Genomic DNA, 14,843 nt, shown 5'->3' with positions numbered 1-14,843 from the left:
GAGAAACTAGGTTACACGTCGCAGCCGCCACGCGGACAGGCCGGAGCGCGCCGCTTCCTTCCCACCGTCGCGGAGACGCAGCAGCGCGGCGACGAGCTGCAGCAGTGCGCCGTCGGCCCATAGCGCGCCGTGAGGGTTGCCGCAGGCAGCTTCAATCCAGAGCCGGTCGAGCAGCCGCGTGACTTCCACGTCACGCTGTAGCCCTGTGTGCAAGCGGCCAAAGTCCCCGTCCGCCGGCAAGCCCGGGTGCTCGCCGGCCAGCTTCCGGAGCGCGGCGTACGGAACACCCAGCCCCAAACATTGATGGTCGGCGTGCATTTCGATCTGCGTGCCCGCCTCGGGAGCGATCACGATGAAGTCCCGGCCGTTCATCGCTCCCGAGAAGCGACCGGCCCCCAAATCCATGACGGACCCTACGCGCCCCTTAGGGAGAGCCGCGATGACCAGGTCCGGAGTCGGCGCGTCCGAACAGTCGCCCGCTGTCTGTTCGGCGAGCAGCATGATCGCGCCCGTATTCCCCGCCGGTCGCATCTCGCGCAAAGCATGGCCGTACACGTCTGTGTAAAAGCTTTGGTAGCTTTCGTAGCCGCATTCGCGCGTGCGGCTGGTCACGACAGCCGCTCCCGCCGCCAGGCGCTCGGGCTCACGCCGACATGCTTGCGGAACGTCGTCGCAAAATGCGCGGAAGAGTTGAAGCCGCAGGCCAAGGCGATTTCGGTGATTGGTAGCTTGGGGTTGATCAACATGCTCTGGGCGTGTTCGACCCGGCGGCGAAGCCGGTACCGGTGCGGCGGCTCGCCGAAGCTTCGTGAGAAGGCGGTACAGAAGTGGTTCGGCGAGAGCCCAACCGTGTCGGCGAGCTTGATGAGCGGCAGGTCGTCCGCCAGCGCGCTTTCGATGATCTCTGCCGCCCGCCGCGCCTGCCACGGGGAAAGGCCCCGTCGCGGCACGTTCTTGTATGCCCCTTTCAGGCGTAGCAGGTGTGCTACAAGCTGGAGCACAGCCGCGTCGGTAAACAGCGAGCCGAAGCCGTTCCCCTCCCGCGACTCGCGCCAAAGCTCGTCGAGCAGAGCGCAAAAGCGCCGATCGTCGATAAGGCCCGCGTGAACACGTCCAAAGTCGCCGTCGTCAGGAAGCCGAACGCATTCCGTGTTGATCGCCTGCATCAGCGATCCATAGGGCACTGCCAAAATGCGGCAGACGTGCCGGTCCTCCATCTGGATCGACGTGCGGATGTGAGGCGCGACGACGACTGCGTTTCCGGGCCGATACACGCCCCCGAAACGGCCCGCGCCGAGATCTATGGAGTAGCCCGTCCCAGGTGACGGCAGCCAAGCCGTCACCAGTTCGGGCGTTGGCGCATCCGACCAGTCACCCCTTGTCTGGTGGCTTTCGATGAGCGTGACGCCGAGCGCGCCGACCTTGCGGTTTTCTCGAACATGTTGCCCGTACACATCGGCGTAGAAATCCGCATGGCTGGCATACCCGCTTTGCCAATCGCGCCCGCTCACGACTGCCGCTCCTGTCTCCAGACACTCGGAGAGACGTTGACTTGGTTGCGGAACATCGTCGCGAAGTGGGCCGAGGATGCGAAGCTGCTTTCCAACGCAACCTCGGTCGAGCTGACCCACGGGCTGAGCAACATCGCCTCGGCGTGTTTGACGCGGCGCTGAGTCTGCCAGCGATGTGCCGGGAGGTTCCTGCGCGGCCTCGAAACCCCCGGCCAGATGCTCAGTTGGTGCGACCCGCGCCGCTTCGACGGGGTGGAGCGCTGCGAGGAAACAGTGGGCTGACGTCGCAGTAGAAGCGTACGTCCAATGCGAGCGGGCGACCTCCGGTGCGAAAAACGATCGCGCACGGGATCACCAGAGCTGATGCGCCGCGGTCGCGGTGCATTTCCGTTTCGATCCACGTCGCATCCCGCACCTCCCACACGTCGCGGTAACCGCCGAACGAGTCTACTCTCGCCAAGAGCCGCTTCAACTCCTTCAACGCCGGCTCTAGGCAAAGCGCCGGGCGGCGATTGCCGATCCTGAGATGTACTCCCGGGTCGAACAGCCCCCGCCAAGTCTCGCCGCTCATCGGTCCCGCTGCAAAGAGCGTCTCGATGAGCAAGTTCGTCATCCGGCCCCGCCTAGATGCGCATGCATGGCATCGCGCCATGACACAGGCATGTCATATACTTCGGTTCGCGCGCGTACTCTTTCTCGATCTTACGGCGCTTTCGCTTTCCTACGATCACGGCGAGCAGGCCGACGATGTGATCGTAAGATCGCGCAAGTCGCCGGAACGGCCTGAAAGCCTGACGGGGTGAACTTTCGTAACGTCGGCCTATCCAAAACGGGGGGGTCGCGCGATGCGTGTCTGCTTCAAGCCAACTCATAGAGCCGCCCTCCTAGCCGCCATGCTTGGAGGTGCTCTGTTGACCCAATCCGCGAGCGCGCAGACGCCCGTCTTCGTCGATCAGGTTTCACGAGAAGCGATCGACCCCCGGCTCAATCCTGTCGCTCGCGAGATCGCTGTCGGCGCAGCTCGTGGACCGGGGCTGCCGGCCGCGTTTCCGGCGAAGCGCGCCGCCTTCGACCAGGTGTTTCGAGACCTGGCGGGTCCGCCGGTCGACGTCGCGAACGTGCAGGACGCCCGTGTGCGGCGACCGGACGGCGGAGAGGTGCCCGTCCGCATCTACCGGCCCGCCTCCGGCACGCTGCCGGTGCTCGTCTGGACGCATGGGGGCGGCTTCGAGAAGGGCGGCCTAGACAGCCATGACGCGCCGCTCCGGCGTCTGGCGAACGCCTGCGGTTGCGCCGTGGTGTCCGTCGGCTATCGCCTCGCCCCGGAGCACCGGTTTCCGGCCCAAACCGACGACGCTTACGCCGTTCTGACATGGGCCGCCCGCGAGGCGGCTGCGCAGCGTTTCGACGGCGGCCGGATCGCGGTCGGCGGCGACTCGGTCGGCGGCAACCTGGCCTCGGTGTCGGCCATTCGCGCCCGTGACGAGGGCGGGCCGAGCATCGCGCTTCAGGTTCTTTTCTACCCGGTGACCGACGTCACCCTGTCTTCCGACAGCTGGCGACGCTTCGCTAACGGCCCGTGGCTTAGCCGCGCCTATGAGGAGAACGCGCTCCAGCGCCAGTATCTGCCGGCCGGCCATGACCAGCGCGACCCTCGCGTCTCGCCGCTCTACGCCGACCCGCGCGGCCTGCCGCCCGCCTTCGTCGCCGACGCCGAGTTCGACGGCTACCGCGACGAGGGCCAGGCCTATGCAAGGCGGCTGAACGAGGCGGGGGCGTCGGTCACGGCCCGCATCTATCCGGGCATGATCCACGACTTCTTCCTGATGACCGGCCGCCTGCCCGCGGCGCGTCAGCTCGTCGACGACGCCGGATACGAGCTCCGCCGCGCCTTCGGCACGCTTCCCACGGGAGAGCGCTGATGCGCGCCACCCGGAACACGCTGCACGAGGACATCCGGGGCAAGTCCGTCATGCTGCTCGGCACGGGCCTCGTCCATGCGCTAGATCTGGAGCGGCAGGCGAAGCAGGCCCATTGGAATGTGCGAGGGCCGGACTTCATCGCCCTTCACGAGCTCTTCGACGATCTCGCCGAAGCGGCCGAAGACTGGGGTGACCTGCTCGCGGAGCGCGCCGTCGCCTTAGGAGGTGTCGCGGACGGGCGGGTCGCGATTATCGCGAACCGGACGACGCTCCCCGAGTACCCGATCGGCGCCGCGCTCGGCCCAGATCATCTTCGAGCGCTGTCGATCGCCCTCTCGACCTGGGGCGAGCTGGCGCGGGACGCCATCGATCAGGCGACCGCCTTCGGCGACGCCGACACCGCGGACGTCTTCACCGAGGTCTCTCGCGGCATCGATCAGAAGCTCTGGATGATTGAGGCGCACCTCCCGGAGGCGGAAGCATGAACCGCGTGCCGGAACCGCCGCCGCCGACGGACCGCCTCGAAGAGGCTCTGCTCGAATCCTTTCCCGCGAGCGACCCGCCGGCTCTGAGCCGGCCATCGCAACCCGAAAAGGCGCCGTCCGAGGTCGCGCCGATCAACCCGTCAGACAAGGAGGACTGAACATGTCGATCACCGCAAAACCGGAGCCCGGCAGAGGCCTGCTCAACCCGCACGACCACACCCTGATCCTGATCGATCACCAGTCTCAGATGGCGTTCGCGACCAAGTCGATCGACGCGGTGACGCTCCGCAACAACGCGGCGCTCGTCGCCAACGCCGCGCGCGTCTTCGGCGTCTCCACCATTCTGACGACCGTGGCCGAGAAGTCGTTCTCGGGCCCGATCTTTCACGAGATCAAGGACGCCCTGCCGGGCGTCGAGGTCACAGATCGAACCACGATGAACACGTGGGAGGACCCTGCGATCGCTGTTCGGGTCAACGCGATCGGCCAGGGCCGGGTCGTTCTGGCGGGTCTCTGGACGGGCGTCTGCATCGTCGGACCTGCACTGTCGGCACTCGATCAGGGGTTCGAGGTCTACGTCATCGCAGACGCAAGCGGAGACGTCTCGGACGAGGCGCATCAGCGCGCCATGGAGCGGATGATCCAGGCCGGGGCGCGGCCCATGACCTCGCTGCAGTATCTGCTTGAGCTTCAGCGCGACTGGGCGCGGAGCGCCACCTACGACCCTGTCGTCAACGTCGCCAAGGAACTTGGCGGCTCTTACGGCCTGGGTCTGATCTACGCCAAGACCATGCTCGGAGAGCATGCGTCCGAGGCCGGAGCGCACGCCGCGGCGGCCGAGTAAAGCCACTGGGCCGCTGGGCCGCTGGGCGTTCGCGGGTCTCGCCTCCCAGCCCGCACCGCCGCCCCAAGCGGCCTTTGCGGGCCGGTTCTGCACGCTACGGACCGGCTCGCCTCTTTCTCAGACCCGAACGTCGACAGGAGCGCCCGAGCGATGAAGCCCTATCTGATCGCCCTCGCCGTGGGACTCCTGGTCGGCGTCATCTACGGCTTGCTGAACGTCCGCTCGCCCGCTCCGCCCGTGATCGCGCTCGTGGGTTTGCTGGGGATCCTCGTCGGCGAGCAGCTGCCGCCCCTTGCCAAACGCATTCTCGCGGGCACGCCCGTCACGCTTTCGTCGCTGCGCGAGCACCATGCGCACCACCTGTTCGGGCCTCTGCCTCGGGCCAAAGCGCCGACGCGGGAGGACCGCGTCTGACCTTCACCCGCCGCGAAACCAGCTCGGGCCTGACCGCGCTCGGCCTCGCTGCTCTGACCAGGAGTTCCGCCATGGCGACCCATACCCCCGCCGCCCCGTCGACCGCAGACCTGATCCTGACGTCGGGGAAGTTCTCGACGCTCGACCGGTCTAATCCCAATCCGGAGGCCGTCGCGATCGCGGAGGGCCGCTTTCTCGCCGTCGGCGATCTAGCTGAAGTGATGCAGCTCAAAGGACCCGGAACTCAGATCATCGACTGCGACGGGCGGCGCGTCATTCCGGGTCTTTGCGACAACCATCTTCACATCATCCGGGGCGGGCTGAACTTCAACATGGAGCTGCGCTGGGACGGCGTGCCGAGCCTCGCCGACGCGATGCGCATGTTGAAGGAGCAGGTCGCCCGCACGCCCGCGCCCCAATGGGTGCGCGTCGTCGGCGGCTTCACCGAGCACCAGTTCGCCGAAAAGCGGCTGCCGACGCTGGACGAGATCAACGCCGTCGCGCCGGACACGCCCGTCTTCATCCTTCACCTCTATGATCGCGCGCTCCTGAACGGCGCCGCGCTGCGGGCGGTCGGATACACCAAGGACACTCCAAATCCGCCCGGCGGCGAGATCCTGCACGACACGGCCGGCAACCCCACCGGCCTGCTGCTCGCCAAGCCGAACGCCGGCATCCTCTATTCGACGCTGGCCAAAGGACCACGGCTTCCGCTCGAGTACCAAGTCAACTCGACCCGCCACTTCATGCGCGATCTGAATCGATTGGGCGTGACGTCCGCCATAGATGCCGGCGGCGGCTACCAGAACTACCCGGAGGACTACGAGGTCATCCAGCGGCTGCATGACGACGGCCTCTTAACCGTGCGCATCGCCTACAACCTGTTCACCCAGAAGCCGAAGGAGGAGAAGGACGATTTCCTCAAGTGGACGGCCGGGAACAAGTATCATCAAGGCGACGATTATTTCCGGCTGAACGGCGGCGGCGAGATGCTCGTCTTCTCCGCCGCCGACTTCGAGGACTTCCGCATCGAGCGGCCCGACATGCCGCCGAACATGGAGGACGACCTCGAAGGCGTGGTGCGCATCCTCGCCCAGAACCGCTGGCCGTGGCGGCTGCACGCGACCTACGACGAGACGATCTCGCGCGCGCTCGACGTGTTCGAGAAGGTCAACGAGGACGTCCCGCTCGAAGGCCTTCACTGGTTCTTTGACCATGCGGAGACCATCACGCCGCGCAACATCGACCGGGTCGCGCGGCTCGGCGGCGGCATCGCCGTCCAGCACCGCATGGCGTACCAGGGCGAGTACTTCGTTGAGCGCTACGGCGCCAAGGCCGCCGAGGCGACCCCGCCGTTCAAGCGCATCCTCGACGCGGGCGTGAAGACCTCCGCCGGGACCGATGCCACACGCGTCGCCTCGTACGATCCCTGGGTCAGTCTGTCTTGGCTCACCACGGGCAGGACGCTCGGCGGAGCAAAACTCTACCCACAAGCAAACCTCCTCGACCGCGAGACCGCGCTGCGCATGTGGACGGAAAACACGACCTGGTTCTCGAACGAGGAAGGGGTGAAGGGCGCAATCAAGGTCGGCCAACTCGCTGATGTTGCGGTCCTCTCTTCTGATTACATGAGCGTGCCGGGCGACGAGATCCGGCAGATCACCTCGGTGCTGACGCTCGTCGGCGGGAAGCCGGTCTACGGGGCGGGCGACTACGCCGACCTCGCGCCGCCGCCGCCCCCCGCTATGCCCGAGTGGTCGCCGGTCCGCGCCTTCGGCGGCTACCAGAAGCAGGTCCGATCGGGAGGCGCCGAAGCTCAGGCCGCTGAAAGGGTCGCCGCATCAGCCTGCGGCTGCGGGACAGAATGCGCCGTTCATGGCCACGCTCACGCGCGTGCTTGGAACGCGAACCTCCCGACCTCGGACGCACGCTCGTTCTGGGGCGCTCTCGGCTGCATGTGCTGGGCGGTGTGACATGAACCGGGGTTCTCACCCGCGTCCGAGCGAGACCGTGCCTCCCGTGATCGCGTCGGCGCTGACCAATCCTGGCGTCCTTGTCTTCGCACGGGTGATGCTGACGTTACCCTACTGGGTCGCGGGCATTCTGAAGCTTCTCGACTTCGCCGGAACCGAAGCGACGATGGCGCGCGTCGGCCTTTATCCCACCTCGATCTTCGCCGCGCTGACCATCCTCGTCGAGATCGGCGCTTCGCTGCTGGTCATCCTTAATCGCTGGACCTGGGCCGCAGCCGGCGCGCTTGGCGTGTTTACCGTCTGGGCGACCTTTCTCGCTCATCGCTTCTGGGACTTCGCCGAGCCTCAGAGAGGGGAGCAGCTCAACACCTTCCTTGAGCATGCCTCGCTCGCATCAGGCTTCATCCTGGTCGCGGCCGTCAGCATCTTGCTCCGCAGCCGGGAGGGCCGGCGATGAACCCTCACCGCCTGGCAGTCGTACTCGCCGCCACTGCTGCTGCAGTCGTCGGCGTCGGGTTCTTCAACACCATCATCGGCGTTTTTGGGCCGACAGCCGCCATGATCGCGCTCGGTCTCTTCGTCGCGCTTGCGACGCAGGTCGCGCGGCGTCGTCAGCCGGAAGATTGAGATGGACCTCGATCCCGTCATCCTCGCCCGAGTCCAGTTCGCCTTCACGGTGACCTTTCACATCATCTTCCCAACGATCTCGATCGGGCTGGCCTTGTTCCTCACCATCACTGAGGCGCTGTGGCTGAGGACGCGCGACGAACTTTACCTTCAGATTTACAAGTTCTGGCTGAACATCTTCGCCATGAGCTTCGGCGTCGGCGTCGTGACCGGCATCGTGCTCTCTTTCGAGTTCGGCCTCAGTTTCGCAAAGTTCGCGCAGATCGCCGGACCCGTCATCGGTCCGATGATCGGGCTCGAGGTGCTCACCGCCTTTTTCCTCGAAGCCGGCTTCCTCGGAATCATGCTGTTCGGCATGAACCGGGTCGGGCCGAAGCTCCACTTCCTCGCCACCTGCATGGTCGCCTTCGGCACCATGCTGTCGGCGTCGTGGATCATGTCTGCGAACTCTTGGATGCAGACGCCGGACGGGGTCGCCTGGGAGAACGGCCGCCTGGTCGTGACCAACTGGTGGCGCGTCATCGTCAACCCGAGCTGGCTCTACCGGCTGCCGCACATGCTGACGGCCGCCTATCTGACCGGCTCGTTCCTCGTTGCAGGCGTCGCCGCCTACTATCTGCTGAGGGGTCGCCACATCGCCTTCGCGCGACGCAACCTGTCGATGGCGATGACCTTCGCCTGCGTGCTGATCGCCGCGCAAATATTCATCGGCGACCTGCTCTACGGCAAGATGCTTGAGCATCAGCCGGCGAAGATGCAGGCTGCCGAGGGCTTTTGGGACAGGCAGTCGGAGAGCCCCGCGCCCTACCTCTGGTTCATCATCCCGGATCAGGAGAACCAGCGGAACATCGTCGAGATCGGCACGCCGTATCTCGGCTCGGTCTGGCTGACCCACAGCCTCGACGGCCGCGTCGCCGGTCTCTCCAACACGCCCCGTGAAAACCAGCCCCGCATGGCCTGGGTTTTCTACGGGTTCCGAACGATGTTCGTGATCGCCATCGCGATGTTCACGCTCGCCGTGGTTTCGCTTTGGCTGCGTTACCGCGGAAAGCTCTTCACCACACGCTGGTTCCTGCGCGCCCTCGTGGTCATGACGCCGTCCGGCGTACTCGCCACCCTCGGCGGCTGGTACACGGCTGAGATCGGACGGCAGCCGTTCGTCATCTACGGCATGCTCCGGACAGCCGACGCGGTGTCGCCGATCCCTGCGCAGACGCTGCTGACCACGCTGATCGCCTTCGTCTGCGTCTATTCGGTGTTCTTCGCCGCCTTCCTCGTCTTCACGCTTCGCATCATCCGCAACGGCCCGGCCGAATTGCCGGAGCACGCCGTGGTGTCAGGCCTGCAGCCCGCCCCGTTCGCAGCGGCCGGACGATCCGGCCTCAGTCCGGCGGAGTAAGGACCATGGACCTGGCGCTCCTCTCGGCCTTCTTCCTCGCCTTCGCGCTGACGCTCTACGTCCTCCTGGACGGCTTCGATCTGGGTGTCGGCGCGCTGCTGCTCCTCCCTCGCGACGAGGCGCTCCGCGACCACATGGTCGACGCGATCGCACCGACCTGGGACGGCAACGAGACTTGGCTCATCATGGCCGGCGTCACGCTGCTCGCCGCCTTTCCCATCGCCTACGGGATCCTGCTGCCTGCGTTCTACCTGCCGCTGATCGCGATGCTGCTGGCGCTCGGCCTACGCGGCGTCTCCTTCGAGTTTCGACAGCACACGACCTCGGCCCGCCCACGCTGGGACGCGATCTTCTGCGGCGGTTCGGTGGTCGCGGCGCTCTGCCAAGGCGCGATCGTCGGCGGTCTCATCCAAGGTATCGCCGTCGAGGGAGAGGCCTTCGCCGGGCGGCCGCTCGACTTCGCGACCCCGTTCGCCTTGCTGACGGCGCTCACCCTCCTCGCCGGATATGCGAGCCTGGGAGCAGGGTGGTTGCGCCTGAAGGGACAGCCGCCCGCCCGCTTGTTGAGCCGACGCCTCGCCTGGTTTCCCCTGGTCTTCGCCGCCTTAGGTGGGCTCACCTGCGTCAGCGCCGCCGCCGTTCAGCCCCGCGTCGCCGCCGCGTGGTCGGTGCAGCCGCTACCGCTCGCCTTTGTCTCGGTCACATTCCTCGTCCTCGCGGTCTGGCTGCACCGTCGCTTGTCGAGCGAAGGCCATGATGCGGCTCCGTTTGTGATCGGCGTCGCCATGTTCGGGTGCGGCGTCGCAGGCCTCGGCTTGGCGATCTTTCCAGACGTCGTCCCTTTCAGATTGAGCCTATGGGACGCGGCGTCAGGAACGGCGAGCCACGCCTTCCTGCTGATCGGCGCGGCGGTGGTCACACCCATCGTGCTCGCCTACTCGGCGTTCGCCTACTGGGTGTTCCGCGGCCGGACACCGGATGCGGGGTGGGAGGCATGAAGGTCCCTCGCTCGCAACTCGCTTGGTTCGCCGGCATCTACGCCGCGGGGGTCGGCGGCCTCGCGCTGCTGTCCTTCGTCCTGCGCGCGATCCTGGGGCTGTTCCAATGACGGATGCAGCCGTGCAGCGCAGGGTCGACTCCGGCCCGTCGCTCGCGCGCGCGCCGGTTTCGTTGTTCGCGATCGTCATGGGGTTGGGCGGCCTCGCGCTGGCCTGGCGCAAGGCGCACGTGGTGTTCGCCGCTCCCGCGGCAGTCGGCGAGACGCTTTTCGCCCTCGCTGCAGCCGTCTTCGTCGCCGTAACAGGTATCCAACTTGTGCGCGCTCTCCTGCACAGTTCCGCGCTTGTGGAAGAATTCCGCCACCCGGTCAGCGTCAACTTCATTCCAGCGTTGTCCGTGTCGCTGGCGCTGCTTTCGGCGGGTCTCGCACCTTACGACCTCGCAGCCGCTGGCACGCTATGGCTGCTCGCCGCGCTCATCCACCTCAGCCTCGCCTTCCTGATCCTGCGCCGCTGGTTCGGCGGCAGCATGCGGACCGAGCAGGCCAGCCCAGCCTGGTTCATACCTGTCGTCGGCACGATGCTGATGCCGGTCGTCGGCATGCCGCTCGGCCACCTGCATCTCAGTTGGTTCCTGTTCTCGGTCGGCTTCGTGTTCTGGCTGATCCTGGCGCCCTTGATGACCCATCGGCTGTTCTTCGCCGAACCTCTGGCGGAGCGTGCCGTCCCGAGCCTCTTCATCCTCCTCGCGCCCCCGGCCGTGGGTGGGCTCGCGGTCTTGGCTCTCGATCACGGCCAGGCGAGTCCGTTCAGCCATGTGCTGTTCTGCTTCGCGGCCTTCATCGCGCTGCTCGTCGCGTCGATGCTCGGCCGCATCTTCAGGACTCATTTCGCGATCGGTTGGTGGGCGCTGACCTTCCCCTCCGCCGCGTTCGCGTCCCTGGCGCTCTCCTATGTCACGCTCGTCCCAGGCGTCGAAACGCTGATCGTTGCCGGGCTTGCGCTGGCGTTCGCCACCCTGATCGTCGCTGCGCTCGCGGTGATTACGCTCCGCGCACTTCTGCGGGGCGAGCTGGTGCCGCCGCCATGAGGACGCTGCTCGCCTGTGCTGTCGCCCTCTGGGTCCTCGGGAGCGGGCAGGCCCTCGCCGCCTGCGGGCGGTTCGGAACCACGCACCGTTACGACGACGACTTCAGCTGCTTGAACGATCCCGCCAAGCGCACCGGGCCGCTCGACAGCTTGAAACTGATCCCGCTCGCGCCGGACCCTTCGGTCACGTTGACGATCGGTGGCGAGTTGCGCGAGCGCTACGAAACCGTGCGCAACCCTGACCTCGGCACCTCGGGGGTGACCAAGGACGACGTCTTCCTGCACCGCCTGCTTCTCAATGCCGACCTTCGGCTCGGACCGAATGTCCGCTTCTTCGGTCAGCTCGGAAACCATCTCGCAACCGAGCGGCGAACCGGCGCAGCCCCCACTGACGAGAACCGGCTCGACCTGCAGCAAGGCTTTGTCGACCTGTCCGCTCCGCTCGGGAACGGCGAGTTCACAGTGCGAGCGGGCCGGCAGGAGATCGCTTTCGGTTCGCAGCGTCTGACCACGGTCCGCGAGGGGCCGAACGTGCGACTAAGCTTCGACGGGGTGCGCACCTTCTGGACGCGGGACAGCATCCGGATCGACGCGTTCGCGGTCCGGCCGGTCCGACTGTCTACGGAGGCGTTCGACGACGATCCCGATCCAGGTCAGGCCTTCTGGGGCGTTTACGGCGCCGGCAAACTGCCGGCTTGGACCGCTTCGGGACTCGATCTCTACTATCTCGGGCTGGACCGCGAGACGGCGCGCTTCGATCGAGCCCGAGCGGACGAGCGTCGCCATACGCTCGGCGCGCGGTTGTTCGGGCGTAGCGGCGCCTGGGATTGGGATCTCGAGGCCGCTTACCAGTTCGGCCGCTTCGGCACGCGCGATATCCGCGCCTGGACGGTCGCTTCGACGGTCGGTGTAACGCTGGCCGACCTTCCGTGGACGCCACGGCTCGGTCTTTCGGCCGACGTCGCCAGCGGCGACAGGAACCCGAACGACCGCGTGCTCGGGACGTTCAACGCGCTCTACCCGCGAGCGCCTTACTTCACCGAAGCCGCGATCAACGCGCCAGCCAATCTGATGGACTTGCACCCGTTCATCGAAGTGAAGCCGCACGCAGCGCTGACGCTTCGCGCGGGCGTCGACTTCATGTGGCGGCACAGCCGGACCGACGCCTTCTACAGTCAGCCGATCGCCCCGCTGATCCCCGGTGATGCTTCCTCTGACCGCTACATCGGAAGTCAGGCGGAAGTCAGGGCGACCTGGACCGTGAACCCCAACCTCAGCCTCAACGCCGCCTACGTCCACTTCCGGGCTGGCGACTTCATCCGCGCCGGCGGGGGCAAGGACCAGGACTATGGCGCGATCTGGACGACCTTCCGATTCTAGGGCGCCCGCAGACGGCGGAGCGTTCGCCCCGCTCCGTCATCGCGTGTTCGCAGTGTTGTGGACGGCGACGCTCGTCGGAAATGTCGGCCTGTGGATGCGGGACACGACTTCCGCGTGGCTGATGACCAGCTTGTCGGCGAGCCCGACGCAGGTGGCGTTCATCCAGGCGGCTTCGACGTTGCCGATCTTCCTGTTCTCTCTACCAGCCGGCGCGCTCGCGGACATCGTGGACCGCAAGCGACTGCTGATCTTGGTCCAGTTCGGACTAGGGTTGCTGAGTGTCGCCCTGGCGATCGGGAGCGCGCTCAGCCTGCTCACGCCTGTTTCCCTGCTCCTGTTCACAGCGGCAGCCGGCGTCGGCAGCGCGTTCGCGAATCCCGTGTGGCAGGCGATCGTGCCCGAGCTTGTGCCGCGCAGCGAGCTACGTCCGGCGGTGGCGCTGAACGGGGTGGCCGTGAACGTTTCCCGCGCGATCGGGCCAGCCCTCGGCGGGTTAATCGTTGCGCTCTCAAGCCCTGCGATCGCCTATGCGGTCGACGTCGCGACTTACGCGATCGTCATCGCCGCACTCGTCTGGTGGCCGAGAACCACCACGTCCAAGCGGCAGCCCGAAGCGTTTACCGGAGCGCTGCGGGCCGGTTGGCGCTACGCACTCCGTAGTCCGCCGCTTCAGCGGACCGTAGTCCGCGCGATCTGCTTTTTCCTCTTCGCCAGCGCCTACTGGGCACTCTTGCCGCTCGTCGCCAAAAATGAACTGAACGGTGGTCCCAGCACCTACGGCCTGCTCCTTGGCGCGCTCGGCTCGGGCGCCGTCACTGGAGCGTTGCTCCTCCAGCCCGTCCGGAAGCGGCTGAACAACGATAGCTTGGTGCTCGTCGGCACGCTCGTCACAGCCGCGACGACCGCCGCGCTCGGACTGGTCTCCTCGCTCACCGAGGCCTTGCCCGTGTTGCTCGTCGCCGGCTTCGCCTGGATCTGCGTACTTTCGTCAATCAACACGACGACGCAGGCCGTGCTGCCCGATTGGGTTCGCGCCCGTGGCCTCGCGGTTTACCTGATGGCGTTCTTCGGATCGCTCTCACTGGGTAGCGTAGTCTGGGGACGCATCGCCGAGGCGAGTTCGGTCGATCAGGCGCTGATCATCGCAGGCTCGGCGGGGGCCCTCGTCGGTGTTTACGCCGCCCGTTGGAAGCTGCCGTCCACAGAGGTCGATCTGACCCCGTCGGGACACTGGCCCCAACCGATCGTGACGTCTCCCGATGACGGGCGTGACGGACCCGCTCTCATCACCGTCGACTACCGAATAGACATCCGTGACCGGGAGCCGTTTCTCGAAGCGATCGAGGCGCTCGGGGATATCCGCCGGCGCGATGGCGCGATCCAGTGGGCGGTCATGTTCGACTCGGCCAATCCCAATCGCGCGCTCGAATGGTTTGTCACGCCGTCGTGGGCCGAACATGTCCGGCAGCATGATCGGGTTTCAGTAGCGGATGCCGCGGTTCAGGAACGTGTCAAAGCCTTCCACCGGGGCGCTGATCCACCTCGCGTCGCCCATTTCCTGACGGCCTCGCGAACCAAACAGCCCTCTCTGACGACAGAGGCGGAATGACCACGTAAGCGGAGGGCGGCGGTCGGGGTGTTTGGTGATTGCCCGAGAAGCAGACCAGACGCGCATTGCTTTCAGGGCTCAAGCCCGACCGGCACCCGGAGCGAGCGCTTCAGCGTTTTTAAGGCGACGCTCGTCGTGAACTTCCGCACGTTGCGATTGGCCGTCATCATCGCCTGGGACCAGGCATCGAACGCCTCGACGCTCGCCGCCTGCACCACAAGCAGGTAGTCCGCGTCTCCGGTGACCTGCCACGCGCTCTGCACATGGGCGTCGGCCCTGATCCAGTCGTGCAAGGCCGGCAGCCGCTCAGGCCGGTCGTGGTCGAGCTCGAGCTCGACGAGAAACGTCGTCGGATAGCCGCACCGGCCGGGATCGAGCACCGCCACCTCAGCGGTGATCGTGCCATCGGCGCGGAACCCGCGAAGGCGGCGCTGCGCGGTGGACGCCGACATGCCCGCGCCCTCGGCCAGCGACTCGACGCTCGCCGTCGCATCCCGCTGAACGAGATCGAGCAAACGGCGCTCCGAGCTTCTGAGGTCTGATTTCGTCATGTCCGGCCCTATAGCAGATATGAACGGGTCAGAAATCGCGC

At 66.4% G+C, this 14,843-nt stretch carries 19 protein-coding genes; 14 read left to right on the top strand and 5 right to left on the bottom strand.

Features of this window, described 5'->3' with window-relative positions; all coding sequences use genetic code 11:
• Window positions 1-6: 6 nt before the first annotated feature.
• From ACFPOB_RS25205 to ACFPOB_RS25190, 4 genes are read right to left on the bottom strand one after another with little or no spacing between them, the layout of a single operon-like run.
• Complete coding sequence (locus ACFPOB_RS25205; RefSeq protein WP_377801088.1) at window positions 7-612, bottom strand: hypothetical protein; 606 nt, start codon at window positions 610-612, stop codon at window positions 7-9.
• Window positions 609-1,511: a helix-turn-helix domain-containing protein gene (locus tag ACFPOB_RS25200; RefSeq protein WP_377801087.1), complete on the bottom strand. Its 903-nt coding sequence runs from the start codon at window positions 1,509-1,511 to the stop codon at window positions 609-611. Before ACFPOB_RS25200 ends, ACFPOB_RS25205 begins: the two co-directional genes overlap by 4 nt.
• Window positions 1,508-1,729: a helix-turn-helix domain-containing protein gene (locus tag ACFPOB_RS25195; RefSeq protein WP_377801123.1), complete on the bottom strand. Its 222-nt coding sequence runs from the start codon at window positions 1,727-1,729 to the stop codon at window positions 1,508-1,510. Before ACFPOB_RS25195 ends, ACFPOB_RS25200 begins: the two co-directional genes overlap by 4 nt.
• A 2-nt stretch (window positions 1,730-1,731) precedes the next feature.
• Window positions 1,732-2,115 (bottom strand): hypothetical protein, encoded by a 384-nt coding sequence (locus ACFPOB_RS25190; protein ID WP_377801128.1) that lies wholly within the window; start codon window positions 2,113-2,115, stop codon window positions 1,732-1,734.
• Here ACFPOB_RS25190 and ACFPOB_RS25185 point away from each other — a divergent pair.
• The 14 genes from ACFPOB_RS25185 (at window position 2,108) to ACFPOB_RS25120 (ending at window position 14,251) form a co-directional block, all read left to right on the top strand.
• Complete coding sequence (locus ACFPOB_RS25185; RefSeq protein ID WP_377801086.1) at window positions 2,108-2,314, top strand: hypothetical protein; 207 nt, start codon at window positions 2,108-2,110, stop codon at window positions 2,312-2,314. The genes ACFPOB_RS25190 and ACFPOB_RS25185 overlap by 8 nt on opposite strands.
• A 108-nt stretch (window positions 2,315-2,422) precedes the next feature.
• Entirely contained in the window at window positions 2,423-3,433 is a 1,011-nt protein-coding gene (locus ACFPOB_RS25180; protein WP_377801085.1) for an alpha/beta hydrolase, read from the top strand.
• On the top strand, window positions 3,433-3,918 hold the full coding sequence (dps, locus tag ACFPOB_RS25175) for a DNA starvation/stationary phase protection protein Dps (RefSeq protein ID WP_377801084.1): 486 nt from the start codon (window positions 3,433-3,435) through the stop codon (window positions 3,916-3,918). The genes ACFPOB_RS25180 and dps overlap by 1 nt, the downstream gene beginning before the upstream one ends.
• Complete coding sequence (locus tag ACFPOB_RS25170) at window positions 3,915-4,076, top strand: hypothetical protein (RefSeq protein WP_377801083.1); 162 nt, start codon at window positions 3,915-3,917, stop codon at window positions 4,074-4,076. The genes dps and ACFPOB_RS25170 overlap by 4 nt, the downstream gene beginning before the upstream one ends.
• 8 nt (window positions 4,077-4,084) lie before the next feature.
• The gene (locus ACFPOB_RS25165; protein WP_377801122.1) at window positions 4,085-4,762 is read left to right on the top strand and encodes an isochorismatase family protein; all 678 of its coding nucleotides are present in this window, start codon (window positions 4,085-4,087) and stop codon (window positions 4,760-4,762) included.
• Between the two features lie 150 nt (window positions 4,763-4,912).
• A complete protein-coding gene (locus ACFPOB_RS25160) occupies window positions 4,913-5,176 on the top strand; it encodes a XapX domain-containing protein (RefSeq protein WP_377801082.1) in 264 nt (87 codons plus the stop codon).
• A 71-nt stretch (window positions 5,177-5,247) separates the two neighbouring features.
• On the top strand, window positions 5,248-7,149 hold the full coding sequence (locus ACFPOB_RS25155) for an amidohydrolase (protein ID WP_377801081.1): 1,902 nt from the start codon (window positions 5,248-5,250) through the stop codon (window positions 7,147-7,149).
• Between the two features lies 1 nt (window position 7,150).
• Window positions 7,151-7,606 carry a DoxX family protein gene (locus ACFPOB_RS25150; protein ID WP_377801080.1) on the top strand — a complete coding sequence of 152 codons (456 nt, stop codon included), beginning with the start codon at window positions 7,151-7,153 and terminating at the stop codon, window positions 7,604-7,606.
• Window positions 7,603-7,776 carry a hypothetical protein gene (locus ACFPOB_RS25145; protein WP_377801079.1) on the top strand — a complete coding sequence of 58 codons (174 nt, stop codon included), beginning with the start codon at window positions 7,603-7,605 and terminating at the stop codon, window positions 7,774-7,776. The genes ACFPOB_RS25150 and ACFPOB_RS25145 overlap by 4 nt, the downstream gene beginning before the upstream one ends.
• A gap of 1 nt (window position 7,777) precedes the next feature.
• Window positions 7,778-9,175: a cytochrome ubiquinol oxidase subunit I gene (locus ACFPOB_RS25140; RefSeq protein WP_377801078.1), complete on the top strand. Its 1,398-nt coding sequence runs from the start codon at window positions 7,778-7,780 to the stop codon at window positions 9,173-9,175.
• Between the two features lie 5 nt (window positions 9,176-9,180).
• Complete coding sequence (gene cydB / locus ACFPOB_RS25135; protein WP_377801077.1) at window positions 9,181-10,173, top strand: cytochrome d ubiquinol oxidase subunit II; 993 nt, start codon at window positions 9,181-9,183, stop codon at window positions 10,171-10,173.
• A gap of 106 nt (window positions 10,174-10,279) precedes the next feature.
• On the top strand, window positions 10,280-11,263 hold the full coding sequence (locus ACFPOB_RS25130; RefSeq protein ID WP_377801075.1) for an SLAC1 anion channel family protein: 984 nt from the start codon (window positions 10,280-10,282) through the stop codon (window positions 11,261-11,263).
• Entirely contained in the window at window positions 11,260-12,642 is a 1,383-nt protein-coding gene (locus ACFPOB_RS25125; protein ID WP_377801074.1) for an alginate export family protein, read from the top strand. Before ACFPOB_RS25130 ends, ACFPOB_RS25125 begins: the two co-directional genes overlap by 4 nt.
• Entirely contained in the window at window positions 12,611-14,251 is a 1,641-nt protein-coding gene (locus tag ACFPOB_RS25120) for an MFS transporter (RefSeq protein WP_377801073.1), read from the top strand. The genes ACFPOB_RS25125 and ACFPOB_RS25120 overlap by 32 nt, the downstream gene beginning before the upstream one ends.
• 71 nt (window positions 14,252-14,322) lie before the next feature.
• Here the strand turns inward: ACFPOB_RS25120 and ACFPOB_RS25115 are convergent, their stop codons facing one another.
• Window positions 14,323-14,802, bottom strand: a complete 480-nt coding sequence (locus ACFPOB_RS25115; RefSeq protein WP_377801072.1) for an Lrp/AsnC family transcriptional regulator — start codon at window positions 14,800-14,802, stop codon at window positions 14,323-14,325.
• Window positions 14,803-14,843: the final 41 nt, after the last annotated feature.

Source organism: Allobosea eneae (assembly GCF_042657265.1).
Lineage (GTDB): Bacteria > Pseudomonadota > Alphaproteobacteria > Rhizobiales > Beijerinckiaceae > Allobosea > Allobosea eneae.
This window is presented reverse-complemented; position numbering and strand designations above follow the sequence as displayed.